Genomic DNA, 26,955 nt, shown 5'->3' on the forward strand with positions numbered 1-26,955 from the left:
GTTCGCCGGAAATTAGTTGAAATCGTAAACTACATAGTGGATTTTATCAACTATATTCCGGACAGGCCGGCCTCGCTGGCTAGCCGCCCGGCGCGCCGCGTAGCCCGCGGAAACAAAAAAGGCCAACGTCCTCGCCGTCGGCCTTTTCTGTGGCGGCACCCGTCCAGGACGGATGCGGATCGAGCCTGGCGCGTTCAACCCCGCAACGCGCCCTCCCCGAACGTCAACCGAGGCACGGCCTCCAGCAGCCGCCGCGTCATCTCATGCTCCGGCGCATGCAGCACCGCATCCGCGCCGGCGCATTCGACGATCCGCCCGCCCGCCATGACGGCGATCCGGTCCGCCAGATACTCCACCACGCTGAAGTTGTGCGTGATGAACAGATACGCAATGCCCAGTTCGGCCTGCAATTCCCGCAGCAGGTCCAGAATCTGCGCCTGCACCGACACGTCCAATGCGGACGTGGGCTCGTCGCAGATCAGCACGCGCGGCTCGACCGCCAGCGCGCGCGCGATGGCGATACGTTGCCGCTGGCCACCTGAAAACTCGTGCGGATAGCGCGTGGCGGTATTGGCGGGCAGCCCCACCCTGTCCAGCAGGCCTTCCACGCGCTTGCGGCGTTGCGCCTCGGACATATCGGGACGCAATGCCGCGATGCCCTCGTCCAGGATGTCGCCCACGCGCATGCGCGGGTCCAGCGAGGCGAACGGATCCTGGAACACGATCTGGATGTCGCGCCGCAGGCGCTTCATCTCCGAACGGGATGCCGTCAACAGGTCGGCGCCCTCCAGCTCGGCGCGGCCCGACACCTTGGCGCCTTCGGCCAGGCGCAGCAACGCCTTGCCCGTGGTGGTCTTGCCGCAACCGGATTCGCCCAGCAACGCCAGCGTCTCGCCCGCGCGCAGCGTGAAGGTGACGCCATCCACGGCCTTCACCCAGCCCACCGTGCGGCGCAGCGCGCCCTTGCGCACGGGGTAGTGCACGCGCAGGTCCCGCACGTCCAGCACCACCTCGCCCGCGGGCGGGTGGGGATGCTTGTCCGCCTGGGCATCCGCCGCTGCCTGCCCCGCCGCCGACAGCGGCCGGCCCCGCTTGGCGTAGGTGGGAATGGCGTTGAACAATTCTCGCGCATAGGCATGGCGCGGGGTCGCAAAGAAATCGGCCGACGCCGCGCTTTCCACGATCTCTCCGAAACGCATCAGGGCCACGTGGTGCGCCACCTTGCTCACCACCGCCAGGTCGTGGGTGATCAGCAGGATGGCCATGCCCAGCTCGCGCTGGATGTCGGCCAGCAGGTCCAGCACCTGCGCCTGCACCGTGACGTCCAGCGCGGTGGTGGGCTCGTCGGCGATCAGCAGGCGGGGTTCGGCCGCCAGCGCGATGGCGATCATCACGCGCTGCTTCTGGCCCCCCGAGAACTGGAACGGATAGTCGTCGATGCGGCGCTGCGGATCGGGGATGCCGACGCGCTGCAGCCAGTGGATGGCACGCTCGCGCGCCGCCGCGCCGCGCAGCGCCGTGTGCTGCACCAGGGTCTCGATGATCTGGTCGCCGACCCGCATCACGGGGTTCAGGCTGGTGGAGGGTTCCTGGAAGATGATGCCGATGCGCCCGCCCCGCACGCGCCGCATGGCGCTTTCGGGCAATTGGTTCAGATCCTCGTCGTGCAGGCGCACCTGGCCGCCGACGATGCGGCCGGCATCGGGCAACAGCCGCAACAGCGCCAGCGCGGTCATGCTCTTGCCGCTGCCCGACTCTCCCACCAGCGCGAAGGTCTCGCCCTGCGAGATGGCGAACCGCAGCCGCTTGACGGCGTGGGTCAGGCTGGATTCGCCGGCCACGTCCACGCTCAGGCCTTCGACGGCCAGCAAGGGGCCGCCGGAACGGGATGCCTGGATCTGGCTCATGCGGCGCCTCCGGCAGCCGGCGCGGAGGCAGGCTTGAAACGCCGCGCACGCGGATCGAACGCATCGCGCACCGCGTCGGCGAACAGGTTGGCGGCCAGCACCAGCGCCAGCATGAAGGTGAAGGCGGCCAGCAGGTTCCACCAGATCATGGGATCGCGCGACATCTCCAACCGGGCGCGATCGATCATCGATCCGAACGAATTCATGCTGGGGTCCACGCCGATGCCCAGGTACGACAACACGGCTTCATACAGCACCAGACCCGAGAATTCGAGCACCACGGTGATCAGCACGATGTGCATGACGTTGGGCAGCAGGTGGCGGCGCATGATGCGCCAGTGCGACACGCCGAAGGCGCGCGCGGCCTGCACGTACTCCAGTTCGCGCAGCTTCAGCGTCTCGGCGCGCAGCAGGCGGCACAGGCCGGCCCAGCCGGTCAGGCCCAGGATCATGCACAGCAGGAACAGGCGCAGGTCGGCGCGCGCCGCCGACGTGGTGAACAGGTCGGGATTGGCGTCGATGTAGACCTGCATCATCAGCGCGCAGGCCGCCACCAGCAGCACGCCGGGAATGGACGTGAGCGTCGTGTAGAGGTACTGGATGACGTCGTCCACCCAGCCCTTGAAATAGCCCGAGGCGATGCCGAAGGCGATGGCGGGCGGCAGCATGGCGATGGTGGTCAGGCTGCCGATGACCAGGGCCGTGCGGATGCTTTTCAGGGACTGCCACAGCACGTCGTTGCCGGTGCGGTCGGTGCCCAGCACGTGATAGCCGCTGGACAGGCCCGCCACGGCGCCCACCACCAGGCACAGCAGCCCGAAGGTGATCATCATGGGACGCCAGGGCAGCTCGGTGCGGCCGCGCGCGATATGGCGCGCGGCGTGGCGAAAGCCGCCCTGCCTGCGCGCCAGCGCGGCCGACAGCAAGGCGCCGCCGAGCAAGGCCACGGCGATGCCGCCGGCCAGCCCCGCGCCGAGCCGGCGCAGGATGTCCGGCCCGGTCTGCGACGGCGGGTCGGTCAGGTGCGCGCCGCCGCTGCGCAGGCGCGGGAAGTCGCGCACCGGCTTGCCGTCGATCAGCATGGTTTCCTTGGTGAACTGATGCGAGGCCAGCGGCGAGGAATAGGTTTTCTCGGGGCGGCTGAGCACCGTGCCGTCCAGCAGGCCGTCCAGCACCGATTTCACGGCGGGGGCATAGGCCACGGCGGCGCCGGCCGGCGCATCGGGCGCGGCGGGCAGGCGGGGCCGGTAGTGCAGCGAATCCAGCAGGCCCACCAGCACGAAGGCCAGCAGCACCACGGCCGAGCACATGGCCGGCGTGTCGCGCGCCACCCTGCCCCACGTGGCGCGCAGCGTGGGACTGCGCCGCACGCGCCAGACGTACAGCAGCACGCCCACCAGCAGCAGGTAGAGAGCGACATCGGTCCACAGGAATACGATCATCGGCATGGATTAGGCCCTGCTACTCGAAACGGACGCGCGGGTCGGCCAGGGTGTACGAGATATCGGCCAGGATCAGGCCGATGATGTACAGCACCGAGCCCAGGAACACCATGGCGCGCACGATGGAGAAATCCTGCGCGCTGATGGCGTCGATGGTGTAGCTGCCCAGCCCCGGGATGCCGAAGAACGACTCGGCGATCAGGCTGCCCATGAACAGCAGCGGAATGGCCGACACGGTGCCGGTGAGAATGGGCAGCATGGCGTTGCGCAGCACGTGGCGGAACAGCACGGTGCGTTCGGTCAGGCCCTTGGCGCGCGCGGTGCGCACGTAATCCTTGCCGATCTCTTCAAGGAACAGCGTGCGGTAGAAGCGCGCCTCGGGCCCCAGCCGCGCGACGATGGCCACCAGCACCGGCAACGCCAGGAACTTGACCATGTCCAGCCCGTAAGAGAAGCCCGAGTACGGCACCAGCCGCAGCAGCTTCGAGAACAGCCATTGCCCCGCGATGATATAGAACAGGCTGGAAATCGACAGCATCACCACGCACAGCACCACGCCCCAGAAATCGAGCCGCGTGGTGCGGAAATACACCAACATCACCGAGAACGCCACGCTGGCCAGCAGGCCCAATACGAAGGTGGGCACGGCCAGCGCCAGGCTGGGCCACATGCGCGTGCGGATCTCGCGGCCGATGTCGCGGCCGCCGTCGGAAGGCCCGAACTCCATGGCCAACAGCGGCACCGATCGCTGATAGAACACGGTGTCGGTATACCTGGCCGCACCTTCCTGCCCGGTATTCAGGAACAGCGGCTTGTCGTAGCCGTGGTCGACCTTCCACTTCTCGATGGCGTCCTGGCTGATGCGCTGGCCGCCGATGGCCAGGCGCGCCATGTCGTCGGGCGTATTGACCGCGAAGAACAGCACGAAGGTGAAGAGGTTGACCCCCACCAGGATCAGCGCGCCGTAGAGCAGGCGGCGGATGACGTAGGCGATCATTTGCGGGACTCCTCGGACGCGGCCGCCGTTTGCAGGGCGGTCTGGCGTTCACGGCGGCGCAGCGCCACCAGCGACGGCCATATGGCCAGGGCCAGCAACGCCACCAGCAGCAGCACCGGCCACCAGACCGGGCGGTTCCATTCGTCGATCTTGCGCACGCGCAAGGCCGGATCGATCTTCAGGTACTGCAGGGTGTTGCGCACCATCTGCGTGGGCTTGGCGTTGCCCACCCACTGCTGATAGGCGCCCCCCGACAGCGGGAAGTAGCCGAACATCCATGGCGAATCGCGCCGCACGATCTCGACCATGCGCCCCACCAGCGCCGCCTTCTCGGGGCCATCGTCCAGGAACTTCATCTGCTCGAACAGCCTGTCGAACTCGGGGTTGGAATAGTTGGCGGCATTCTCGCCGCCGTCCTTCACCTTGGAATTCGGCCCGTACAGCAGGAACAGGAAATTCTCGGCGTCGGGGTAGTCGGCGTTCCAGCCCCACAGGAAGATCTGCGCCGCGCCGCGCCGCATCTTGTCCTGGAAGCGGTTGTAGTCGGTGGAGCGCACATCCATCTGGATGCCGATCTTGGCCAGTTGGCGGCGCATCCAGTCGAACTGCGGATTGCCGCCCGCGCCGCTCATGGCGTCGTAGTACAGCACCAGCGGCTGGCCGGTCCGGGCGTTGCGGCCGTCGGGGTAGCCGGCCTCGGCCAGCAGTTGCTTCGCCTCGTCCAGCGACTTGCGCCGCGGCTTGCCGTCGACCAGGTCGTACACCACGGGGTTGTAGCCCGCCGGCAGCTCCTGGAAGCCCACCACGCCCGGCGGCACCGGGCCATGCGCCACCTGGGCCTGGCTGTTCTCGAAGACCGCCACGTATTCTTCCCAGTCGAACGCGATGCTGACCGCCTGGCGCAGCTTGCGGTTCTTGTCCTGCTGCTCGGGCGTGTCGCCCTTGCCGACCACCGGATCGAGCCAGTTGAAGCCCATGTACCAGTTGGAAGTCTCGACGGTGGACGGCAGATGGATGCCGTGGTCGCGGTACAGCTCGGCCTTCTCGGCCGAATCGCCCGCCGCCACGCGCATGGCCACGCCGTACTCGCCGCGCTCGACCTGCGGGATGTCGTAGTAGCCCTGCAGGAACTTGCCCGTCAACGGCACCGCTTCCTTCTCGATGTTGAAGACGATGCGGTCGATGAAGGGCGTCGGCTTGCCGCAGTCGGCCAGCAGACCCTGCTCGCGGTCGGCGGGTTCGCCCTCGCAGGGATAGGCCTCGCCGTGGAAATTGGGATTGCGCGCCAGCACGTGGCGCCGGTTGGTGATGGACTCGGCCAGCATGTACGGGCCCGTGCCCACCGGCCAGGTGTTCAGCGACAGGTCGTGCGAGGCCATGCCGGGCTGGCTGTAGAAGCGGTCGGCCTCCCAGGGCACCGGCGCCGTGAAGGTCATGGCAAGCCAGTACTTGAACTGCGGGTACTTGCCCTTGATGCGGATGCGCAGCGTGTGGTCGTCCAGTGCCTGCACGCCGTCGAAGCCCTGCTCGCGCAGGTCCATCCAGGGCAGGTCGCGCGTGCCCGGCGGCAGGCCGGCGCGCTGCGCCTGGTCGCGCTTGCGCAGGGCGGCGCCGTAGTCCTCCATGCCGACCACGTAATTGGCCAGCAGCGAATAGATGGGCGACACCACGCGCGGGCTGGCCAGGCGGCGGAAAGCGTAGACGTAGTCGTTGGCGGACAGCTCGCGCGTGCCCGTCCTTGGGAAGTCGGGGATGGCGAACTTCTCGTCCAGCTCGCCGGGCGCCAGCGGGAAATACGCGTAGCCGCCATCCTCCTTGCGCGCGAAGGCGGGGTGCGGCTGATAGCGCACGCCGGGCCGGATCTTGATGTCGTAGACGCTTTCGGCGATCCGTTCGCCCGGCGCGTCGGCCGGCAGTTCCTGGCCCTGTGCATCGACGTAACGGGGCGGATCGATGGACGCGGCCGCGCGCGGCACCAGCTCGTAAGGCCGCTTCAGATAGTGGTATCCGTACAGCGGCTCGTAGATGTTGTAGGTATAGGGCGTCTCGTCGACGGAATAAGAGCTGGCCGGGTCCAGGTACTTCGGCGAACGGCTGACGAACGCCGTATACAGCGTGTTCTGCGCCAGCGCGTCGGCGGCATAGGGGCTGTTGATGGGGTTTTCCCGCGAGCAGGCGGCCATGAGCAGCGCCAAGAGCACCGCAACGGTGTATCGCCACAAGCGACCGATCATGAAAACGCCCCCATGAGCATGCAGCCGCACAGAATAGCAAACACCATTTCGTTTGCGGGTTCTAGCCGCACTGGCGCTGCCTCCAGCAGTCATAGCGCCACTTCCAGGGTTCGATTGCGCCGGGCTGCGACCACAGGCCCTGGCGCGCCTCGCGGGCGACTTTCTGCAGGCGGGTCATTTCCTTGTCGCGCAGGTAGGCGCCGCGCCGCGCGGTGTAGGCCCAGGCGTAGCCGGAGGACACCTGGGCGCGGTTGGCCGACGAGCCATCCTCCAGGTTCAGCGTGCAGACGTGGCGGTCGTACGGGTCGCTTTCGAAGCAGGTGGCCGACAGGCGGCGGCCCGCCACCATGCTGGCCAGGTGCTTGCGCGATGCCTCGCCGAAGGGCTGGCCGGGCTGGCCCGGACCGTGGCCGGTCTCGGGCGCGTCGATGCTGTCCAGGCGGATCTTGCGGGGGCCCTGGGCGGTGGCCAGGGTGACGGTATCGCCGTCGGCCACGTCGGAGACCTGGCCGCGCAGGGTATAGGGCTCGCCGCGTTGCTGCTGGCTGCCGCGCGCGGGCGCCTCGGCGCGGTCGCCCGACGGCAGATAGCGGTGCAGCAACGTGCCCGCCAGGGTCAGGACCAGCGCGGCCACGGCGCCGCCGATGCTGAGATTGCGGTTACGGCCGCGGCGGCCGGGCCGGGAAGCGGGAGGTCGGGACACGGAAGGCTCTGCAGGCTGGAATCGCCCGCAGTTTGCCACAAGCCCGGCCGCGCCCAGCGGCCGCGCGAGGCAGGGAGGTGGCGAACGCATCACACCGAAGGCGCGGCCTCCACCCTGTGTCCCTTGGGCCGGACGGCCCTGCCCGTCACGCCACCGCGGTACGCGCCGTCCGGCTGCTGAACCAGCCGTCCAGGTTGGCCAGCAGCAGGTCGCCCATGGCATCCCGGGTCTCGGCGGTGCCGCTGCCGATGTGCGGCAGCAGCACCGTGCGGTCCGAGTCGATCAGGGCCTGCGGCACCTGGGGTTCGTGCTCGAACACGTCCAGGCCGGCGCCCGCGATCTCGCCGTGCTGCAGGGCGCTCACCAGCGCCTGTTCGTCCACCACCGTGCCGCGCGCCACATTGATCAGGTAGCCCTGGCTGCCCAGCGCCTTCAGCACGCGCGCATCGACGAGGTGGCGCGTGTGGGCGCCGCCCGGCAAGGCCAGCACCAGGAAGTCGCTGTTGGCGGCCAGTTCCGCCGGATCGGCGTAATAGCGGTAGCGGTCGGGCGCGTCGGGGCGCGGACTGCGGTTGCAATACGCCACGGGCATGGCGAACGCCTCGGCGCGCGCGGCGATCTGGCGGCCGATGTTGCCCAGGCCGACGATGCCGCAGCGCTTGCCGGTGACCTTGCGCCCAAGGCCGAAGCTGGCCTCGGGCCAACGGCCTTCGCGCACGTAGCGGTCGGCCTCGGCGATGCGGCGCGGCACGGCCAGCATCAACGCCAGGGCCGTATCCGCCACGCATTCGTCCAGGACGCCGGGCGTGTTCGTGACGACGACGTTGCGTTCCCGCGCGGCATCCACGTCGATCGGGTCGTAACCCACGCCGAAACTGTTGATGACCTCCAGCTTCGGCAGGCTTTCGATCAGCGCCCGGTCGGCGCCGAAGCGGCCGCTGGTCACGATGCCGCGGATGGCGGCGCCGTGCCGGCGCAGGAAGGCGGCGCGGTCCGCGGCCTCCCACAAGCGGTGCAGGCGGTAGCGGCTGCCGATGTCGTCGATCAGCGCGGGCGCCAGGGGGCCGACCATCAGCAGGTCGATGTCTCGGGTCGATGCAGTATCAGTCATGGGTGCTTCGGGTGGGGTTGCTGTATGAGCGGTGCAAACTATTGGGCCTTCAAGCCACGGGCCTTGATGATCTCACCGTAGCGCGCGCGCTCGCTGGCGGCAAGCCTGGCGACCTCGGCGGGCGTGGAGCCGTGCGCCACGGCGCCCTGCGCGACCAGCTTCTGCACGATGTCCGGCTCGGCGGCGATCTCGCGCACCAGGGCCGACAGCTTGTCCACGACGGGACGCGGCGTATCGGCGGGCGCCATCACGGCCGTCCACGACCCGCCCTGCGCGTTGCGCACGCCGGCCTGGTCGATGGTGGGCACGTCCGGCAGCGTGGGCGAGCGGTCGGGGCCGGTGATGGCCAGCGCGCGCAGCTTGCCGGCCTTCACGTAGGGGCTGACTTCCAGGATGGAGGCGAACAGCATGTCGACGCGGCCGGCCATTAGGTCGGTCATGGCGGGACCGCCACCCTTGTACGGCACGTGCGTCAGCTGGGTGCCGGTGGCCTGCTGGAAGATCTCGCCGGTCAGGTGCGGCGCGCCGCCCGTGCCGGAACTGGCGAAGGTGCGCTCGCCCGGCCTGGCCTTGGCCAGCGCGATCAGCTCCTGCACGCTGCTGGCCTTGACCGATGGCGCCACGACCAGCGCGAACGGCAGGTCGGCGAACAGCGACACCGGCGCGAACGACGTGGCGGGGTCGCTGCGCAGGTCGTACAGCCAGGGATTGATGGCCAGCATGCCCGAATTGGCGAACAGCAGCGTGTAGCCGTCCGGCGCGGCGCGCGCCACCATGTCGGCGGCGATCTGCCCGCCCGCGCCGGCACGGTTGTCGACCACCACCGACTGGCCCAGCTTCTGGCCCATGCGGGTGGCCAGGATGCGCGCGGCGATGTCGGTGCCTCCGCCCGGCGAGAACGGCACGACCAGCGTGATGGGATGGTCGGGGAAGCTGCCGGCGGCCTGGGCGCCCAGGGGCAGCGCCAACGCAGCGGCGGCAGCGGCAGCCAGCAGGCCACGGCGGGCGCGGAACGTTTTCTGTGTTGTCTCCATGATTTTCCTTTTTCATGGCGCATCGTCGCGCCTGTTGGAAATTCTAGGAATGAAATGCGCATCGATGCGCTTTGAGCTACAAATAGCATCGATCAATACAAGGAATGCATCAATGGACCTGCGTCAGCTTTCCTGCTTCGTGGCGGTGGCCGAAGAGCTGCACTTCGGCCGCGCCGCCGCGCGGCTGCGCATGACGCAGCCCCCACTCAGCCGCCAGATCCAGCTGCTGGAACAGGACCTGCAGGTGCAACTGTTCGAGCGCAGCAGCCGCAGCGTGACGCTGACCGCCGCCGGCGCCCGCCTGCTGCGCGACGCCCGCCACCTGCTGGACCTGGCCGCGCGCACGATGCAGACCGCGCGCCGCACCGCCGATGGCGAAGCGGGAGAACTGACCCTGGGTTTCACGGCGGTGGCGGCCTACCGGCTGGTGCCCTCGCTGCTGATGCGCGCGCGCCAGGCCCTGCCCGAGGTGGGCATCCGCCTGCGCGAGATGGTGTCCGCCGACCTGGGGCGGCTGTTGCTGGCGGGCGAACTGGACGTCGTGCTGGCGCGCCATCTGCCGCCGCACCAGCACCTGCGCACGCACCTGATCGAGCGCGAGCCCATGATCCTGGCCCTGCCGGCCGGCTCGCCGCTGGGCCGCTACGACGCCGTGCCGCTGTCGGCGCTGCACCAGCAGCCCTTGATCCTGTATTCCCCCAACGAAGGCCGATATTTCCATGACCGCGTGGTGGGCGCATTGGGACTGGCCGACGTGCAGCCGCACTATGTGCAGCAGGCCGGCCAGACGCACACGCTGGTGGCGATGGTGCGGGCCGGGCTGGGCTATGGACTGGTGCCCGATTCGGCGCGCGAACTGCGGCTGGAAGGCGTGGAATACCGGCCCCTGGCGCGGCAGACCTTGCATGCCGATCTGTACCTGGCGTGGCGCAGCCGGCACGACAATCCGGCGGTGGCGGCGTTTCTCACGCATGTGGCGGGCATCACGCCCAAGCTGTCCCAGGATTAGGCGCAGTCCTGGCGCGCCGCCATGCCCGTGCCGCGCTCGGCCCTTGCCGCGCGGGGCGCTTCGCGTCGGAGCCTACAACCACCCCGACTTCCGAAACCGCCAATACAGCACCCCGCACGCCGCCGCGATCATCGACAGCGTCAGCGGATAGCCCCATTGCCATTTCAGTTCGGGCATGTACTCGAAGTTCATGCCGTAGATACCCGCCACCGCCGTGGGCACCGCCAGGATGGCCGCCCAGGACGCCAGCCTGCGCGTGGTGTCGTTCTGCGAGGCCTGCGCGATCATCTGGCTGGCTTCGAAGGCGAAGGCCAGCGCCTCGCGCAGCGCGTTGATCAGTTCGTCGATGCGCTGGATACGGTCGGCCACCTCGCCGAAATACGGCCGCGCGTGGATGTCGACCGCCGGCATCTCGACCCGCGCCAGGCGGCGGCAGATCTCGGTCATGGGCGCGATCAGCGTGTGCATGCGCAGCAGGTCGCGCCGCTGGCGGTACAGCTTGCGGATGTCGGCATCCTTGGCGCCGCGGATCAGCAGCTTCTGCTCGGCATGCTCGACGACGGATTCGAACTTGGTGACGGCCGCCAGATAGCGGTCGGCCAACAGGTCGAGCACTTCCGACGCCACATAGTCGCTGCCGCGCCGCAGCAGGTCGGGCACGGCCTCCAGGCGCTCGCGCAGCGTGGTGTGCGGGGATATGGCGCCGCGCCGCACCGTCACGAGGAAGCCGCTGCCGATCAGCAACTGCGTTTCGCCGAATACGGGGCGTTGATTGTCGAGCTCGACCGTCGGAGCCACCACCAGCACCATGTCGCCATAATCCAGGATCTTGGCGCGCCGGTGCGGCTCGAGCATTTCCTCGACGTTCTTGCTACAGGCCCCCAGGGAACCGACCACTTGCGCCAGCACCTCGGAACTGGGATTGCGCAAGCCGATCCAGAGCATCTTGTCTCTGTGGCCCGCGTACTGGCGCACGTCTTCCAGCGGCACGTCGCGCTCCCGGCGGCCGTCGACATAAAGCACCGAGGCCACCACGCTGGTGACCGGGTCGGGCGGATTGGCGTTCTGGCCGGCTGAGGCGTCCTGCTGCATCGGAGTTCCTTGAGTAAGGCGGCGCCGCGCGGGCGCCTCCATCGGCGCCGGGGCATGACGCGGCCCGCCAGCACCATGATAGTGCGGCGGCGCGGGCACGCCCAGCCCGAGCCTGCACGCTCAGGAAGCCGTCAGCGAAAGCCTTACGAGAACATGCCGCGCATGCGGCTGGCCAGGTCCACGACCGGGGCATCGGGCTTGACCCGCTTGCCGCGATCGTGCGGCAGGTCGGGCGGCTTGGGCAGATGCTCGAACAGCGGCATCATCGCCTGCGGAATGAAGCGCGTGCGCGAGGCATACACGTGGCGGTCGCCCATGCCGTTCTGCTGGTGCACGTAGAAACGCTGCGGCACGATGACCTGCAGGCGTTCGCGCGCCCGCGTCATGGCCACGTACAGCAGGCGGCGCTCTTCCTCGATCTCGTCGCTGTCGCCGGTGCTCATGTCCGACGGGATGCAGCCGTCCACCGCGTTCAGCACGTACACCGCGCGCCACTCCTGGCCCTTGGCCGAGTGGATGGTGGACAGGATCATGTAGTCCTCGTCGCGCAGCGGCGCGCCGGACTGGTCGCTGGTGGCGTTGGGCGGGTCCAGCGTCAGTTCGGTCAGGAAACGTTCGCGCGTGGGGTAGCCCATGGCGATGCGGGACAGTTGCTCCAGGTCGGCGCGGCGCATGGCCGCGTCGCCGTCGTACAGCCGCTCGATCTGCCCGCCATACCAGCGCAGCGCCACGTCGACGTCGCCGGGCCAGTGTTCGCCCGGCGCACGCAGCGCGGCATAGACCTGCACGAAGGCCGTCCATTCGTCGCGCGCGCCGGCGCCGGGCTTGAAGGCGCGCATGGCCTCGACGGGTTCCGCGGATTGCGCCAGCTCATCCATCAGGCGGCCCGCCGTGGCGGGGCCGATGCCGGGCAGCAGTTGCGCCACGCGAAAGCCCGCCATGCGCGAACGCGGATTCTCGGCCCAGCGCAGGATGGACAGCAGGTCCTTCACGTGCGCGGCCTCCAGGAATTTCAGGCCGCCGAACTTCACGAAGGGAATGTTGCGGCGGGTCAGTTCGAGTTCCAGCGCGGCGCTGTGGCTGGCCGCGCGGAACAGGGCCGCCTGCGACTTCAGGGTGGCCCCGCCCTCGCGCAGCGCCAGCACCTGGTCGGCCACCCAGCGCGCCTGTCCGGCCTCGTCGGACACCGTGACCAATTCCGGCTTCTGCGACGAGGCGCGATCGGTCCAGAGCTGCTTGGCGTAGCGCTCGGGCGCCAGGCCGATCACCGCGTTGGACGCGTCCAGGATGGGCTGCGTGGAGCGGTAGTTGCGCTCCAGCGTGAGCACGTGCGCGCCCGACGGGAACTGCTTCGGAAAATCCAGGATGTTGCGCACCGTGGCCGCGCGGAAGGAATAGATGGCCTGCGCATCGTCGCCCACCACCGTCAGGCCGCGCCCCTCGGGCTTGAGGGCCCGCAGGATGTCGGCCTGCAATCGGTTGGTGTCCTGGTATTCGTCGACCAGCACGTGATCGAAGCGCTCGCCGGCCTCGCGCGCCAGGCCCGGGTCGCGCATCATCTCGGCCCAATACAGCAGCAGGTCGTCGTAATCCAGCGCCTGCTGCGCCTGCTTGGCCTGCACGTAGGCGCGGAACAGGCGCTTCAAGTGGTCTTCCCACTGGGCGCACCAAGGGAAGACCTTGGCCAGCACCTCGCCGACCGGCGCCTGGCTGTTGACCGCGCGCGAGTAGATCGACAGGCAGGTGCCCTTGAGCGGAAAGCGTTCGCTGGTGGCCGACATGCCCAGTTCGTGGCGCACCATGCCCATCAGGTCTTCGGCGTCGCCCCGGTCGTGCACGGTGAAGGTTTCGGACAGGGCGATGCGCTGGGCATATTCGCGCAGCAGGCGCGCGCCCACGCTGTGGAAAGTGCCCGACCACGGCAGGGGTGGCGCGGATTGGCTGGCGCCCAGGTTCATCGCGCGGCGCAGCACGCCGCCCACGCGGCGCTCCATTTCCTGCGCGGCGCGGCGCGAGAAGGTCAGCAGCAGCATGCGCTGCGGGTCGGCGCCATTGAGCACCAGATGCGCCACGCGATGCGCCAGCGTGCTGGTCTTGCCCGACCCGGCGCCGGCGATGACCAGCAGCGCCTGGCCCGGACCGTCCGGGCCGGCGCCGTACTCGGCGGCCTCGCGCTGGGCCGGGTTCAGGTCGGCGAGGGGGTCGGGGCGCGCCTGGCCGGCGCCGGTGGAATCGTGGTCGGACATGGGAAATAACGGAAAGCCAGCCGCAAGAGTACTGTATATTCATACAGAAATCCGTAACGGCGCCGTGGACGGTCCAGCGACAGACATGGTACCGAACGCCGCACGTCTCATGCCTTCGGCCCGGCCGCTTTCCTCGCCATGACCATCCTTACCGGCACCGCCTCCTGGACCGACCCGACGCTGCTGGCCTGCGGCCGTTTCTATCCCCCGCACGCCAACGACGCCGAATCGCGGCTGCGCCACTATGCCGCACGGTTCGGCACGGTCGAGGTCGACTCCAGCCACTACGCCCTGCCCGACCCGCACACGGCGTATCTGTGGGCGCAGCGTACCCCGCGTGATTTCATCTTCAACATGAAGGCGTTCCGCGCCTTCACGGGCCATCGCATCCCCTTGCAGGCGCTGCCGGCCGACCTGCGCCGCGACTGGCCCGATGCGCCAGCATCGCTGTACGGCGACCAGTTGCCCGAGCATTGGCGGGACGAGTTGTGGCGCCGCTTCATCCTGGCGGTGGAACCGCTGCGCATGGCCGGCAAGCTGGGCGCCGTGCACTTCCAGTTCCCGCCCTGGGTGAAGCATGATGCACGCGGCATCGCGCGGTTGCGCGACTGCGCGCGGCGCATGGAGGGCCTGCCGATGGCCGCCGAGTTCCGCCATGTCAGCTGGTTCGATGGGCCCGAGGCCACCCAGGCCACGCTGGCCCTGCAACGCGACCTGGGCGTGGCGCACACCGTGGTGGATGCGCCGCAGGGCATGGACAACACCGTGCCCGCGGTGTGGGAGGCCACGCATCCCGACCTGGCCGTGGTGCGCCTGCACGGCCGCAACGCCGCGGCCTGGAACGCCAACGGCCCGGCCTCCTCCTCGCGCTTCCAGTACGTGTACACGCCCGCGGAGCTGGCCGACCTGGCCGCGCGCGTCAGGAAGCTGGCACGGAACGCCAAGCGCACGCAGGCGCTGTTCAACACCAATTACGAAGACCATGGCATGCGCAACGCCGCGGGACTGGCGGCGGCGCTGGCGGCGGTATGAGCGAACGGCCTGCCCTGGGCGCCGGCAACCCGGGCGCCACGGGTGTCACGTGTTGCCAGAACTCCCCGCAAGCCTTGGGCTACAGTGCCGGCTGGCCAGCCGAGCCGGCCATCGCAATCGAACCCGCCAGCCCGAAGGCTGCCGGCGGAACACATCCAGGAGCCGTACCGCAGTGAATGACGAACATGTACCGGATACCGACGTATCCGAAGACCTCAAGGAACACAGCCCCACGCTTTGGCGCGACGACGGCTGGACCGCCAGGATCATCAAGAACGAGGACGATGACGGCTGGGCGGTCGCGATGACCCTGGACGGACACGCCGAACCCGCCTTGGTCGGCCCCTGGACCATGGGCCGCGACAAGAAGAATCCCAAGCCGTTGGACACGCCCGCCTTCCACACGTTGGTCAAGACCGCCAACGAAGTGCTGCGCCGCCACGAGCAGCAGTTGCACGCCACCTTGCACAAAAGCGTGAAGATCGATGCCGAGGCCGGCCGCCTGACCGTCAAGCTCGATATCGTTCCCGACGAAGACGAGCCGTATGCCGTGCTGAGCGCCTACGACGAATTGGGCGAGCAACTGGCCCAGACCCGCGTGGCGCCGACCTACAAGCTGAGCGTGCAGCGCGCGTCGGAGTGGGCCAGCGGCGGCTTCGGGAAACAGGGCTGATGATGAAGGCAGGAGCATCTGGGCCGGACGGCCGAGCCCGTCATCCCTGCCGCGCCTTCCCCTGCCTGGCCACCGCCGTCAGGCTGTCCAGCACCACCTCGAACTTGCGCGCGATCTGGCTGTCCGGCACGCACGCATATCCCATCAGCAGCCCCTGGCGCGGGGCCTGGTCGCCCGCGTAGTAGCGCGACAGCGGCCTTGTCAGCACGCCGCGTTCGTGCGCGGCCTGCACCACCTTCTGGTCGGACAGGTCATCGGGCAGGTTCAGCACCAGGTGCAGGCCCGCGTCGCTGGAATCGCGATGCAGCCATTCCGGGCCCAGGCGCCGGTCGATCAGGTTGACCAGCATGGCGCGCCGGCGGCCATACAGCATGCGCATGCGCCGCACGTGCGCGGCGTAATGGCCCTCGGCGATGAAGGCGGCCACGGCCGCGTGCGTCATCAGGTGGCCCTCGCGGTACAGCTCGGCATGCGCGGCCTGGAAGGCCGGCACCAGCGCGCGCGGCAGCACCAGATAGCCCAGCCGCAGGCCCGGATACATGGTCTTGCTGAAGGTGCCCAGGTAGATGACGGGCGCGTCCGGCTCCAGCCCCTGCAGCGACGGAATGGGCCGGCCCGTGAAGCGGAACTCGCTGTCGTAGTCGTCCTCGATGATCCAACTGCCCCAACTGCGCGCCAGCGCCAATAACTGGCGGCGCCGCGCCAGCGACATCACCGGCCCCAGCGGATACTGGTGCGAGGGCGTGACGAACACGAAACGCGGCGGCACGGCCACCGGATCGGTCGGCACGCGCATGCCCTCTTCATCCACCGGCTGCGGCTCGACGCGGATGCCGTTGGCCGACAGCACCGAGCGCGCGCCCCAATAGCCCGGATTCTCGATCCAGGCCAGGTCGCCCGCGCCCCCCAGCAGGCGCGTGGCCAGGTCGATGGCCTGGTGCGACCCTTCGGTGATGAGGATCTGCTCGGGGTCGCAATCCACCGAGCGCGTCAGCGCCAGATACTGCGCCAGCGCCTCGCGCAGCGCGGGCAGGCCGCCGCCATACGAATAACTCAGCAGCTCGGGCGGCGGGCGGCGCCACAGCCCGCTGACGATGCGGCCGAACTTCTGGTGCGGAAACTCGGTGACGTCGGGCACCCCCGGCATGAAGGCGCCCCATTGGAAGGGCGAGGCCGACACGCCGTCGACGATGCGCGCGCCGCGCTCGGACAAGGCCGGCCGGCTGGCCAAGGACGCCGCGCGGCGGGCGCGGCGGCCGCTGGACAGGTACGACTCGGGCAGCGTGTCGGTGACGAAGGTGCCGTTGCCCTGCCGGCTGCGCGTATAGCCCTCGGCCTGCAGTTGCGCGTAGACGTGCACGACGGTGTTGCGGGCGATGTTCAGTTCGGCCGACAGGTCGCGCGTGCCGGGCAACCGCGTATCGGCGGCAATGGTGCCGTCCAGGATGGCTTCGCGCAGGCCGCGGTACAGCCGCTGGTTCATGGGACCATCCGCCGCATCGCCCAGGCGCAACAGCAGCAGGTCGCCGACGATGGATCTCAATTGGTTCTACCTGATAAGCCAAAGTGGTTCCTTTGGATAGGGCCATCTTAGCATTAAATATTTCGTATCACGGGCGCCGCGACTGGCGCCCGCCACCACGCCGTGGCAACGGCACGAATATCCCCCTATCGAGATCGATCATGAAGAACCAGGAACTGAACACCCGCCGTGCCCAGGCCACCCCGCGCGGCGTGGGCGTGATGTGCGACTTCTACGCCGTGCGCGCCGAGAACGCCACGCTGTGGGACGCCGAGGGCCGCGAATACATCGACTTCGCCGGCGGCATCGCCGTGCTGAACACCGGCCACCTGCATCCCAAGGTGCAGGCCGCCGTGGCCGCGCAGTTGCAGCAATTCACGCACACCGCCTACCAGATCGTGCCGTACGAAGGCTACGTGGCGCTGGCCGAGCGCATCAACGCGCTGGCTCCCATCGACGGCCCGGCCAAGACCGCGTTCTTCACGACCGGCGCCGAAGCCGTCGAGAACGCCGTGAAGATCGCGCGTTCGTACACCGGCCGCTCGGGCGTCATCGCCTTCGGCGGCGCCTTCCACGGCCGCACGCTGCTGGGCATGGCGCTGACCGGCAAGGTCGCCCCGTACAAGCTGTCGTTCGGCCCGATGCCGGCCGAGATCTTCCACGCGCCCTTCCCCGGCGCCGACGTCACCGTGGCCGAGTCGATCAAGGCGCTGGAGATGCTGTTCAAGACGGACATCGATCCCAAGCGCGTGGCCGCCATCATCCTGGAACCCGTGCAGGGCGAAGGCGGCTTCAACGTGGCCCCGCCCGAACTGATGCGCGAACTGCGCCGCGTGTGCGACGAGCACGGCATCCTGCTGATCGCCGACGAGGTGCAGACCGGCTTCGCCCGCACCGGCAAGCTGTTCGCCATGCAGCACCATGACGTCAAGCCCGACTTGATGACTATCGCCAAGAGCCTGGGCGGCGGCATGCCCATCTCGGGCGTGGTCGGCCGCGCCGAGGTGATGGACGGCCCGGCCCCCGGCGGCCTGGGCGGCACCTACGCCGGCAACGCGCTGTCCGTGGCCGCCGCGCTGGCCGTGCTGGACGTGATCGAGGAAGAGAAGCTGTGCGAACGCTCGGCCCGCCTGGGCGAGCAACTGATGGGCCGCCTGGACAGCGTGCGCAAGGAGGTGCCCGGCATCGCCGACGTGCGCGGCCTGGGCTCGATGGTCGCCGTCGAACTGGTCGACGCGGACGGCAAGCCGGACGCCGAGGCCGTCAAGCGCGTGCAGGCCCGCGCCATGCAGCAGGGCCTGATCCTGCTGAGCTGCGGCGTGTACGGCAACGTGCTGCGCTTCCTGTACCCGCTGACGATTCCCGACGCCCAATTCGCGCGCGCGCTGGACATCCTGGCCGACGCACTGAAGGGCTGATCGCAGCCCGGCGGGCCGCCCGCCCGCAATGGCCCCTCCCGCTGGCGGCTGCCCGGCCGGACCGGGCGCGGCCGGGCGGCGGCCCGAGTGGCGGCCCGAGTGGCGGCCCGAGTGGCGGCCCGAGTGGCGGCCCTGCTGATCCCCAGCCGCGACAGGCACAACGCTTGCTGCGCCTTACCCTCTCGATGACGGCGCGCCCCGCATCGCGGGCGCGCCGCCCGTCCCCGATTCCGAAGGAGTTTTCATGACTCAGTCTTCCCTCACGCTCAAGCGTCCCGACCTGCTGCGCGACGCCTGCTACCTCGACGGCCAATGGGTCGCCGCCGCCGGCGACCGCATCGCCGTGGACAACCCGTCCACCGGCAAGACCATCGTGTCCGTGCCCAAGCTGGGCCGCAAGGAAACCGAGCAGGCCATCGCCAGCGCCGCCGCCGCCCTGCCCGCCTGGGCCGCCAAGACCGGCAAGGAACGCGCCGCCGTGCTGCTGAAGTGGTCGCAACTGATGATGGCCCACCAGCAGGACCTGGCCGCCATCATGACCGCCGAACAGGGCAAGCCCGTGACCGAAGCCGCGGGCGAGATCGCCTATGCCGCCTCTTTCCTGGAGTGGTTCGGCGAGGAAGCCAAGCGCATCGACGGCGACGTGCTGCAAAGCCCCAAGGCCGGCCAGCGCCTGCTGGTGCTGAAGCAGCCCATCGGCGTCACTGCGGCCATCACGCCGTGGAACTTCCCGGCCGCGATGATCACCCGCAAGGCCGGCCCCGCGCTGGCGGCCGGCTGCACCATGATCGTCAAGCCCGCCCAGCAGACCCCGCTGACGGCGCTGGCCCTGGCCGTGCTGGCCGAGGAGGCCGGCGTGCCCAAGGGCGTGTTCCACGTCATCACCGGCAGCTCGCGCGACATCGGCGCGGCGCTGTGCGACAGCGACGTCGTGCGCAAGCTGAGCTTCACGGGCTCGACGGAAGTGGGCCGCACGCTGATGGAGCAATGCGCCCCGACCATCAAGAAGCTGTCGCTGGAACTGGGCGGCAACGCGCCGTTCATCGTGTTCGACGACGCCGACCTGGACGCGGCCGTGGACGGCATCCTGGCCTCGAAGTACCGCAACGCCGGCCAGACCTGCGTGTGCGCCAACCGCATCTACGTGCACGATGCCGTGTACGACGACCTGGCCCGGCGCCTGGTCGCCAAGGTCAACGCCATGAAGGTCGGCGACGGTTTCGAGCAGGGCGTGACGCAAGGCCCGCTGATCGACCAGGCCGCCGTGGACAAGGTGAAGGAGCACATCGAGGACGCCACGTCCAAGGGCGCGTCGGTCATCGCCGGCGGCAAGCCGCACAAGCTGGGCGGCACCTTCTTCGAGCCGACCATCCTGCGCGACGTGACGCAGCAGATGAAGGTGGCGACGGAAGAAACCTTCGGCCCGGTGGCCCCGCTGTTCCGCTTCGAGGCGGAAGACGAAGTACTGAAGATGGCCAACGACACCATCTTCGGCCTGGCCGCGTATTTCTACACGCGCGACTACGCCCGCGTGTGGCGCGTGTCGGAAGCGCTGGAGTACGGCATCGTCGGCATCAACACCGGCATCATCTCGAACGAGGTCGGTCCGTTCGGTGGCGTGAAGCAGTCGGGCCTGGGCCGCGAAGGCTCGAAGTACGGCATCGAGGAGTACGTCGAGGCCAAGTACCTGTGCCTGGATCTGGGCGCGAAAGGCTGATTCACGGCGAAAGGCCGGCGCGGACACGCGCCGGCCATGAGGCGGACAGCGCGGGCAAGGGCACGCCCCCTGCCCGCCCGCCATCACTTCGGCATCAGCACCGTATCGATGACCTGGATGACGCCGTTGGACTGGTAGACGTCGTAGGTGCTGATGTTGGCGACGCCGCCCTTCTCGTCCTTGACGGTGAGATTGTGCGGGCCATTCTGCATCACCCACAGCTTGCCGCCGCTGACCGTGGTCAGCTCCATCGTGTGCTTGGCGCTCTTCTTGACGCCCGCGGCCAGCGCCTTGAAATCGTATTTCCCGGCCACCACGTGATAGGTCAGGATCTTGGTCAGGGCCGCCTTGCTCTCGGGCTTGACCAGCGTATCCACGGTGCCGGCGGGCAGCTTGCCGAACGCCGCGTCGGTGGGCGCGAAGACCGTGAACGGCCCCTTGCCCTTCAGCGTATCCACCAGGCCCGCTGCCTTGACGGCGGCGACCAACGTGGTGTGATCCTTCGAGTTCACGGCATTGTCGACGATATCCTTCGACGGCAGCATCGACTGGCCACCAACCATTACTGTTTGATCCATCTGCGCGGCCTGGACGGCGGGAACGGCCAGGATGGCGGAAAGCACGGCATAACGGAAAAATCGCTTCATGACAGGCTCCTAGGGGGGTTGGGACTGCCTGCGTATATACGAGGCAGCCGCCCGCCCGGATGCACGGAGGCGAAAAAATTTCCGGCGATGAGAAGCGCCCGTCCTGGTGCCTCCAGGCATCGATCACCCGCGCCAGGGCCGGCCACAGCGGGTGGCGGCCCCGTGCAGCGGGAGATGAAGGCCCCGGAAACGCGGCGGCCAGGCTTGCGGCGAGGAGACCCAGCCGCCCGGCTGGCGGGCAGGATGCCGGATGCTCAGCGCCGTCCCGCCGGCTGATCCAGCACCTGCCGCGCCACTTCGGCCAGCGACATCCCGCTCTCCATCGCGGCGCGCTGCAGGCGTTCGTGCGCGGCCGGTTCGGTCAGGCCGTGCTTCTGCACCAGCAACCACTTGGCGCGCTCGATGCGCTTGCGCTCGTCCAGCGCGCCGCGGGCCTGCGCCAGCGCCTGGTCGGCCTGCCGCATGCGCGCGGCCTGGTCCTGCAGCATGTCCAGCATCGAACGCTCGATGCCGCCGGCCACGCCGTCTTCCGGCGGCAGGTCCAGCACGCGGCGCTGCACGTTGAACAGCATGGCGGGCGACTGGCCGCCCACATGCTGCGCGAACTGGTCCAGCAGCGAGCGGTGATTGTCGCGCTCGGCGCGCGCAGCCTCGATGCGCTGCGCGCACTGGCGCGCCAGCGTGTCGGCCAGGCCCTGCTCCACCGGCGCCATCGCGTCGATGCGGGCGGTGCATAACTCGAACCACAACTCGGCCAGCCCCGGATCCAGCGCCTGGCCCGCATGGGTCTGCCGCGCCATGCCGCGCAGTTGCTGCACCTTTTCCGTGTGCGGTTGCACCTGCTGCCAGGCCGGCATCACGTCGGCGGGCGCGCATTCGCCGAACACCTCGAAGCAGCGCTGCTGCCCCGCCGCGAATTCGGCCATCTGGACCTTCTGCGCCTCGGTGAAATACCCCGCGGTGTATCCCATCACGCCGTAAGCGCGCTCCTGCCCGCTCAGTTCCTTGCCCTGCATGAAGTTCAGCAACGCCACCAGCAGGCGCGTGATGCCCGCATCCAGCGACGCATCGGCGGCCTCGAACACCACCGCCAGCAGGCTGGAGACCAGGCGCGTGAAGGCCAGGCTGGCGCCCTGTGCGTCCAGCTTTCGCTGGCGCACGCGCCACCGCAAGTCAGGCAACTCGTCCAGCCGGTACAGCGCATAGGCGATACAACTGTACAAGCGCGCGCGGCCCGGCTGCTCGCTGCCGCGCGCCAACACGCTGTCCAGGAACCCCCGCATGCGCGCCTCGCCGGATTCGGCGCCGCGCGTATAGGCATCCAGGGCGGGCAGCAGGTCGGCGCGGTCCTGGCACAGCGTCAGGATCGAATAACCGCGTTCCTTCTGGAGCGCGTGCACCAGCTCGCCCACCAGCGAGACGAACTGGCAGGTATGCGATAGCTGCTCCAGCCCGTGCAGCTCGGACTGCCGCGCCGCCAGCAGAAACCGCAATGCCGGCCGCATGGCCCCTCTGCTCATGAGACTACCCCTGGGTTCAAGCCTGTTTGCGCGCCCCCGCCCGGGCGTCGATATCCTGCGGCGCGATGCCGGACATCTGGCAGGCGGCCACCTCGCCGATCACCAGGATGGCGGGGCTTTGCAGGGCGAAAGCCTGGGCGTCGGCCGCCATCGCGGCCAGGGTCGAACGGCAGACACGCTGGTCGGGCAGCGAGGCGCGTTCGATCATGGCCACCGCAGTATCGCCGGACAGGCCGCCGGCCAGCAAGGCATCCGCCACGGCGGCCAGCCGCGCCACGCCCATGTACACCACCAGCGTGGTGCCGCCTTGCGCCAGCGCCTGCCAGGCCAGCTCGCTGCCGTCCTCGGTATGCGCCGTGACCAGCGTGACGCCACGGGCCGCGCCGCGCAGGGTCAATGGAATGCCGGCGGCGGTGGCCGCGGCCAGGCCCGAAGTGATGCCGTTGATCACTTCGCAGGCCACGCCGTGGCGCGTCAGCCACTCGGCCTCTTCGCCGCCCCGGCCGAAGATACAGGGATCGCCGCCCTTCAGGCGCGCCACGCGCAGGCCCTGGCGGGCATAGCGCAGCATCAGGCGCTGGATGAAGTCCTGCGGCGTGGAGCGGCAGCCGCCGCGCTTGCCCACGCGGATCACGCGGGCGCCGGGGCAGAATTCCAGCACCTCGGGATTCACCAGGTCGTCCACCAGCACGACCTGGGCGCGCTGCAACGCCTTCACCGCGCGCAGCGTCAGCAGTTCTGGATCGCCGGGGCCGGCGCCGATGAGCCAGACGGAGGTTTCCATGGTCGTATTCCTGGTTCTGTGCGGGCGATCAGCCGAAGCTGCGCTTGGGCGCGGTCTTCATGTGGGTGGCGTACAGCGTCAGGCCGGTCAGCGAGATGCCGCCCACCATGTTGCCCAGCACCACGGGCAGCTCGTTCCAGATCAGGTAGTCCATGATGGAGAACTGGCCGCCCATGATGAGCGCCGAGGGGAACAGGAACATGTTGACCACCGAATGCTCGAAGCCCATGGCGAAGAACAGCATGATGGGCATCCACATGGCGATGACCTTGCCGCTGACGGAGGTCGAGATCATCGCGCCCACCACGCCCAGCGACACCATCCAGTTGCACAGCACGCCACGGATGAAGATGGTCAGCATGCCCGCCGCGCCGTACTCCTTGTAGCCCAGCGTACGGTTCTCGCCGATGTGCGAGATGACCTCGCCCACCTTGTTCACCGGCGCCGCGAAGCCGTAGGTGAAAACGATGGCCATCATCAGCGCCACCGTCAGCGCGCCTGCGAAATTGCCCAGGAACACCACGCCCCAGTGGCGCAGGATCACGCCGGCCGTGATGCCGGGCCGCTTCTCGAACAGCGCCAGCGGCGTCAGCACGAACACGCCGGTCAGCAGGTCGAACCCCATCAGGTACAGCATGCAGAAGCCGACGGGGAACAGCGCGGCGCCCAGGATGGGCGAGCCGGTCTGCACCGTGACCGTGACGGCGAACACGGCGGCCAGCGCCAGGATGGCGCCCGCCATGTAGGCGCGCAGCAGCGCGTCACGGGTGCCCATGTGCAGCTTGGATTCGCCTGCGTCGACCATCTTGGTGACGAATTCGGCGGGAACGATATAGGACATATTGGATTCCTCGGTGCTTCGATGAAGGGATGAATCAGGCCGCGATCTCGACCGCGTCGCCCGTGATGCGCGCGGGCCATACGCGCAACCGCTGCTCGGGGAACTCGACACAGCTGCCGTCCGCCAGGCGGAAATGCTGCTTGTAGAGTGGCGAGGCCACGACCAGCGCGCCGGCCAGGTGCCCCACGATGCCGCGGCCGATCACGTTGGCGCCCGACTTGGGATCGCGGTGATCCACGGCATAGACGGCATCGCCTTCCCGCGGCAGATAGAACAGCGCCACCTGCGCGCCATCCACCCAGGCGACCACGCCGGAATTGGCCACGAGATCGGCGCGCTGGCACACGGTGCGCCACGAGGCCTGGACGTCGGAACGTTGCAGGGTTGCGGTCATCACAGTTGCTCCACGGCGATGGGAATGCGGCGGGCCTCGGCGGCCGTGGCGGGGCGGCGCTGGCCGCGTTCCTCCACGAACTGGACGTCGGGGTCCCCGCGCCGGTCGTTGACGAAGGTGCGGAAACGCTTGAGCTTCTCGGGATCGTTGATGGCGTTGGCCCACTCGCATTCGTAGCGGTCCACCACCAGTTGCATCTGCGACTCCAGCTCGGCCGCCAGCCCCAGGCTGTCGTGCACCACTACGTCCTTCAGGTAGTCCAGTCCGCCGTCCAGCGACTCGCGCCACACCGAGGTGCGCTGCAGCTTGTCGGCCGTGCGGATGTACAGCATCAGCACGCGGTCGATCAGGCGGATCAGCGTCTCGTCGTCGAGATCGGTGGCGAACAGTTCGGCGTGGCGCGGCCGCATGCCGCCGTTGCCGCACACGTACAGGTTCCAGCCGCGCTCGGTGGCGATCACGCCGATGTCCTTGCTCTGGGCCTCGGCGCATTCGCGCGTGCAGCCCGACACCGCGAACTTCAGCTTGTGCGGCGCGCGCAGGCCCTTGTAGCGGTGTTCGATGCGCAGCGCCATGGCCACGCTGTCCTGTACGCCGTAGCGGCACCAGGTGCTGCCCACGCAGGATTTCACCGTGCGGGTCGACTTGCCGTAGGCATGGCCGGTCTCGAAGCCCGCCGCGATCAGCTCGGCCCAGATGTCCGGCAGCTCGTGCAGCTGCGCGCCGAACAGATCGATGCGCTGGCCGCCCGTGATCTTGGTGTACAGCTGGTACTTCTTGGCCACGGCGCCGATGGCGATCAGCCCGTCGGGCGTCACCTCGCCGCCCGGGATGCGCGGCACCACCGAATAGGTGCCGTTCTTCTGCATGTTGGCCATGAAGGTGTCGTTGGTGTCCTGCAGCGGCACCAGCAACGGGTCCTGGATCGGGCGGTTCCAGCACGAGGCCAGGATCGACGCCACCGCGGGCTTGCAGATGTCGCAGCCCACGTGGCCACGGCCATGCGCGGCCAGCAGTTGCTCGAACGACTCGATGCCCTCCACGCGCACGAAGTGATAGAGCTCCTGCCGCGTATAGGCGAAGTGCTCGCACAGGCTCTTGTCCACCGCCACGCCGCGCGCGGACAGTTCGTGCTCGAACACCTGCTTGAGCAATGCCGCGCAGCCGCCGCAGCCGGTGCCCGCCCTGGTGCAGGCCTTCACGCCCGCCAGATCCGTACAGCCCTCGTCGATGGCCGAGCACACGGCCGCCTTGCTGACGTTGTGGCACGAGCAGATGGTGGCCGTGGCGGGCAGCGCGGCGGGGCCCAGCACGGGCGTATCGGCGCCGCGCGGCAGGATCAGGCCAGCGGGGTCGGCCGGCGGCGCGATGCCGTTCTGCACGTACTGCAGCAGCGTGTCGTAGTAGCTGTTGTCGCCCACCAGCACCGCGCCCAGCACGCGCTTGCCGTCCTCGGACACCACCAGGCGGCGGTAGCCGGCATTCACTTCGTCCACGTAGCGATAGCTGCGCGCGCCCGGCGTGGCGCCATGCGCGTCGCCGATGGAGCCCACGTCCACGCCCAGCAGCTTCAGCTTGGTGGACATGTCGGCGCCCGCGAAAGGCTGCGCCGGCTGTTCGCACAGGATCGCCGCCACGGTGCGCGCCATCTGGTAGCCCGGCGCCACCAGGCCATACACCATGCCGTTCCACAACGCGCATTCGCCGATGGCGTGGATGTCGGCGTCGCTGGTCCGGCAATCGCCGTCGATGACGATGCCGCCGCGCTCGCCCACCGCCAGGCCCGCCGTGCGCGCCAGGCCGTCGCGCGGGCGGATGCCCGCCGAGAACACGACCAGATCCGTCTCCAGCGCCTCGCCGCCCGCGAAGTTCAGCCGATAGCGGTAGCGCACGCCCGGCTTGATGGTCTCGGTGGCGCGCGAGACGTGCACCTGCACGCCCAGCGCCTCGATGCGGGCGCGCAATGCCTGCCCGCCCGCCTCGTCCAGCTGCACCGGCATCAGGCGCGGCGCGAATTCCACCACGTGGGCCTCCAGGCCCAGCGCGCGCAATGCGTTGGCGGCTTCCAGGCCCAGCAGGCCGCCGCCCACCACCACGCCGCGGCGCGCGCCGGCGGCCGCCGTGCGGATGGCGTCCAGGTCTTCCAGCGTGCGATAGACCAAGCGTGCCTCGGGCTCTTCGACGCCCGCGATGGGCGGCACGAAGGGGAATGAGCCCGTGGCCATCACCAGCTTGTCGTAGGCATGCCGGCCGCTGGCCGTGACCACCTCGTGTCGCGCGCGGTCGATCTCCTGCACACGGGTGTTCAGGTGCAGCGTCACGCCTGGCGTCTGATACAGCGTGCCGTCGCCCATGCCCATCGACTCGGCATCGCGGCCGGACAGGTACTCGGACAGGTGCACGCGATCGTAGGCGCGTTGCGGCTCTTCGCCGAACACCTCGATGCGGTAGCGGGCCAGCGCGCCCTGCGCCACCAGTTGCTCGACGCAATGATGGCCGACCATGCCGTTGCCGATCACGATCAGGGTTTGCAGGGGCGATGCGGATGTCATGTCTTTCATGGCGGCTTCCGTGGTGTGCGGCCCCTGAAAAACACAAAGGCGCCCGAGACCTGGAGGGTCATGGGGCGCCC

The 26,955-nt window shown here is 68.9% G+C and carries 21 protein-coding genes; 5 read left to right on the top strand and 16 right to left on the bottom strand.

The features are described from left to right. Positions 1-194 precede the first annotated feature (194 nt). The 7 genes from A6745_RS20480 to A6745_RS20510 form a co-directional block, all read right to left on the bottom strand. Entirely contained in the window at positions 195-1,907 is a 1,713-nt protein-coding gene (locus tag A6745_RS20480) for an ABC transporter ATP-binding protein (protein ID WP_066131212.1), read from the bottom strand. Then, positions 1,904-3,355 carry an ABC transporter permease gene (locus A6745_RS20485; protein ID WP_066131216.1) on the bottom strand — a complete coding sequence of 484 codons (1,452 nt, stop codon included), beginning with the start codon at positions 3,353-3,355 and terminating at the stop codon, positions 1,904-1,906. The genes A6745_RS20480 and A6745_RS20485 overlap by 4 nt, the downstream gene beginning before the upstream one ends. Positions 3,356-3,368: 13 nt before the next feature. Further along, entirely contained in the window at positions 3,369-4,346 is a 978-nt protein-coding gene (locus A6745_RS20490; RefSeq protein WP_066131219.1) for an ABC transporter permease, read from the bottom strand. Then, a complete protein-coding gene (locus A6745_RS20495) occupies positions 4,343-6,580 on the bottom strand; it encodes an ABC transporter substrate-binding protein (protein WP_066131222.1) in 2,238 nt (745 codons plus the stop codon). The genes A6745_RS20490 and A6745_RS20495 overlap by 4 nt, the downstream gene beginning before the upstream one ends. 61 nt (positions 6,581-6,641) lie before the next feature. Then, positions 6,642-7,283, bottom strand: coding sequence for a thermonuclease family protein (locus A6745_RS20500; RefSeq protein ID WP_066131225.1), 642 nt, complete (start codon positions 7,281-7,283; stop codon positions 6,642-6,644). Positions 7,284-7,428: 145 nt separating this feature from the next. Then, positions 7,429-8,394 carry a 2-hydroxyacid dehydrogenase gene (locus A6745_RS20505; protein WP_066131228.1) on the bottom strand — a complete coding sequence of 322 codons (966 nt, stop codon included), beginning with the start codon at positions 8,392-8,394 and terminating at the stop codon, positions 7,429-7,431. Positions 8,395-8,432: 38 nt separating this feature from the next. Then, positions 8,433-9,428, bottom strand: a complete 996-nt coding sequence (locus A6745_RS20510) for a Bug family tripartite tricarboxylate transporter substrate binding protein (RefSeq protein ID WP_066131231.1) — start codon at positions 9,426-9,428, stop codon at positions 8,433-8,435. A gap of 112 nt (positions 9,429-9,540) precedes the next feature. Between A6745_RS20510 and A6745_RS20515 the strand changes: the two genes are divergently transcribed. Then, a complete protein-coding gene (locus tag A6745_RS20515; RefSeq protein ID WP_066131233.1) occupies positions 9,541-10,437 on the top strand; it encodes a LysR family transcriptional regulator in 897 nt (298 codons plus the stop codon). Positions 10,438-10,509: 72 nt separating this feature from the next. Here A6745_RS20515 and A6745_RS20520 read toward each other — a convergent pair whose 3' ends face one another. Together A6745_RS20520 and A6745_RS20525 are read right to left on the bottom strand one after the other, a co-directional pair. Then, complete coding sequence (locus A6745_RS20520) at positions 10,510-11,529, bottom strand: magnesium and cobalt transport protein CorA (RefSeq protein WP_066131235.1); 1,020 nt, start codon at positions 11,527-11,529, stop codon at positions 10,510-10,512. A gap of 143 nt (positions 11,530-11,672) precedes the next feature. Further along, positions 11,673-13,775 (bottom strand): ATP-dependent helicase, encoded by a 2,103-nt coding sequence (locus A6745_RS20525; RefSeq protein ID WP_066131238.1) that lies wholly within the window; start codon positions 13,773-13,775, stop codon positions 11,673-11,675. Between the two features lie 138 nt (positions 13,776-13,913). Between A6745_RS20525 and A6745_RS20530 the strand changes: the two genes are divergently transcribed. Together A6745_RS20530 and A6745_RS20535 are read left to right on the top strand one after the other, a co-directional pair. Beyond that, complete coding sequence (locus tag A6745_RS20530) at positions 13,914-14,807, top strand: DUF72 domain-containing protein (protein WP_066131241.1); 894 nt, start codon at positions 13,914-13,916, stop codon at positions 14,805-14,807. Positions 14,808-14,979: 172 nt separating this feature from the next. Beyond that, complete coding sequence (locus tag A6745_RS20535) at positions 14,980-15,480, top strand: hypothetical protein (RefSeq protein ID WP_066131243.1); 501 nt, start codon at positions 14,980-14,982, stop codon at positions 15,478-15,480. Between the two features lie 40 nt (positions 15,481-15,520). Here A6745_RS20535 and pdxR read toward each other — a convergent pair whose 3' ends face one another. Beyond that, positions 15,521-17,023: a MocR-like pyridoxine biosynthesis transcription factor PdxR gene (gene pdxR / locus A6745_RS20540; RefSeq protein WP_407922743.1), complete on the bottom strand. Its 1,503-nt coding sequence runs from the start codon at positions 17,021-17,023 to the stop codon at positions 15,521-15,523. 140 nt (positions 17,024-17,163) lie between these two features. Between pdxR and A6745_RS20545 the strand changes: the two genes are divergently transcribed. Next, on the top strand, positions 17,164-18,420 hold the full coding sequence (locus tag A6745_RS20545) for a 4-aminobutyrate--2-oxoglutarate transaminase (protein WP_066131246.1): 1,257 nt from the start codon (positions 17,164-17,166) through the stop codon (positions 18,418-18,420). 244 nt (positions 18,421-18,664) lie between these two features. After that, complete coding sequence (locus A6745_RS20550) at positions 18,665-20,137, top strand: NAD-dependent succinate-semialdehyde dehydrogenase (protein WP_066131249.1); 1,473 nt, start codon at positions 18,665-18,667, stop codon at positions 20,135-20,137. Positions 20,138-20,220: 83 nt separating this feature from the next. On the opposite strand, the gene A6745_RS20555 is transcribed toward A6745_RS20550, so the two are convergent. From A6745_RS20555 to nirB, 6 genes are all read right to left on the bottom strand, one after another. Continuing rightward, entirely contained in the window at positions 20,221-20,784 is a 564-nt protein-coding gene (locus A6745_RS20555) for a fasciclin domain-containing protein (RefSeq protein WP_066131252.1), read from the bottom strand. Between the two features lie 254 nt (positions 20,785-21,038). Beyond that, entirely contained in the window at positions 21,039-22,289 is a 1,251-nt protein-coding gene (locus A6745_RS20560; protein ID WP_066131255.1) for a nitrate- and nitrite sensing domain-containing protein, read from the bottom strand. A 31-nt stretch (positions 22,290-22,320) separates the two neighbouring features. Then, complete coding sequence (cobA, locus tag A6745_RS20565; RefSeq protein WP_066131258.1) at positions 22,321-23,088, bottom strand: uroporphyrinogen-III C-methyltransferase; 768 nt, start codon at positions 23,086-23,088, stop codon at positions 22,321-22,323. A 28-nt stretch (positions 23,089-23,116) separates the two neighbouring features. Next, complete coding sequence (locus A6745_RS20570) at positions 23,117-23,929, bottom strand: formate/nitrite transporter family protein (protein ID WP_066131260.1); 813 nt, start codon at positions 23,927-23,929, stop codon at positions 23,117-23,119. A 34-nt stretch (positions 23,930-23,963) separates the two neighbouring features. After that, positions 23,964-24,323 (bottom strand): nitrite reductase small subunit NirD, encoded by a 360-nt coding sequence (gene nirD / locus A6745_RS20575; RefSeq protein ID WP_066131261.1) that lies wholly within the window; start codon positions 24,321-24,323, stop codon positions 23,964-23,966. Further along, complete coding sequence (nirB, locus tag A6745_RS20580; protein WP_197488198.1) at positions 24,323-26,884, bottom strand: nitrite reductase large subunit NirB; 2,562 nt, start codon at positions 26,882-26,884, stop codon at positions 24,323-24,325. The genes nirD and nirB overlap by 1 nt, the downstream gene beginning before the upstream one ends. Positions 26,885-26,955: the final 71 nt, after the last annotated feature.

This window comes from Bordetella ansorpii (assembly GCF_900078705.1).
GTDB lineage: Bacteria > Pseudomonadota > Gammaproteobacteria > Burkholderiales > Burkholderiaceae_B > Bordetella > Bordetella ansorpii_A.

What these genes read in the sequence shown, in the direction of transcription:
- A6745_RS20495 (WP_066131222.1), bottom strand. Translation starts at nt 6,580, where the DNA reads ATGATCGGTCGCTTGTGGCGATACACCGTTGCGGTGCTCTTGGCGCTG.
- A6745_RS20520 (WP_066131235.1), bottom strand. Translation starts at nt 11,529, where the DNA reads ATGCAGCAGGACGCCTCAGCCGGCCAGAACGCCAATCCGCCCGACCCG.
- nirD (WP_066131261.1), bottom strand. Translation starts at nt 24,323, where the DNA reads ATGACCGCAACCCTGCAACGTTCCGACGTCCAGGCCTCGTGGCGCACC.
- A6745_RS20510 (WP_066131231.1), bottom strand. Translation starts at nt 9,428, where the DNA reads ATGGAGACAACACAGAAAACGTTCCGCGCCCGCCGTGGCCTGCTGGCT.
- A6745_RS20555 (WP_066131252.1), bottom strand. Translation starts at nt 20,784, where the DNA reads ATGAAGCGATTTTTCCGTTATGCCGTGCTTTCCGCCATCCTGGCCGTT.
- A6745_RS20490 (WP_066131219.1), bottom strand. Translation starts at nt 4,346, where the DNA reads ATGATCGCCTACGTCATCCGCCGCCTGCTCTACGGCGCGCTGATCCTG.
- A6745_RS20550 (WP_066131249.1), top strand. Translation starts at nt 18,665, where the DNA reads ATGACTCAGTCTTCCCTCACGCTCAAGCGTCCCGACCTGCTGCGCGAC.
- nirB (WP_197488198.1), bottom strand. Translation starts at nt 26,884, where the DNA reads ATGAAAGACATGACATCCGCATCGCCCCTGCAAACCCTGATCGTGATC.
- cobA (WP_066131258.1), bottom strand. Translation starts at nt 23,088, where the DNA reads ATGGAAACCTCCGTCTGGCTCATCGGCGCCGGCCCCGGCGATCCAGAA.
- A6745_RS20505 (WP_066131228.1), bottom strand. Translation starts at nt 8,394, where the DNA reads ATGACTGATACTGCATCGACCCGAGACATCGACCTGCTGATGGTCGGC.
- A6745_RS20485 (WP_066131216.1), bottom strand. Translation starts at nt 3,355, where the DNA reads ATGCCGATGATCGTATTCCTGTGGACCGATGTCGCTCTCTACCTGCTG.
- A6745_RS20570 (WP_066131260.1), bottom strand. Translation starts at nt 23,929, where the DNA reads ATGTCCTATATCGTTCCCGCCGAATTCGTCACCAAGATGGTCGACGCA.
- A6745_RS20515 (WP_066131233.1), top strand. Translation starts at nt 9,541, where the DNA reads ATGGACCTGCGTCAGCTTTCCTGCTTCGTGGCGGTGGCCGAAGAGCTG.
- A6745_RS20545 (WP_066131246.1), top strand. Translation starts at nt 17,164, where the DNA reads ATGAAGAACCAGGAACTGAACACCCGCCGTGCCCAGGCCACCCCGCGC.
- A6745_RS20560 (WP_066131255.1), bottom strand. Translation starts at nt 22,289, where the DNA reads ATGCGGCCGGCATTGCGGTTTCTGCTGGCGGCGCGGCAGTCCGAGCTG.
- A6745_RS20530 (WP_066131241.1), top strand. Translation starts at nt 13,914, where the DNA reads ATGACCATCCTTACCGGCACCGCCTCCTGGACCGACCCGACGCTGCTG.
- A6745_RS20480 (WP_066131212.1), bottom strand. Translation starts at nt 1,907, where the DNA reads ATGAGCCAGATCCAGGCATCCCGTTCCGGCGGCCCCTTGCTGGCCGTC.
- A6745_RS20525 (WP_066131238.1), bottom strand. Translation starts at nt 13,775, where the DNA reads ATGTCCGACCACGATTCCACCGGCGCCGGCCAGGCGCGCCCCGACCCC.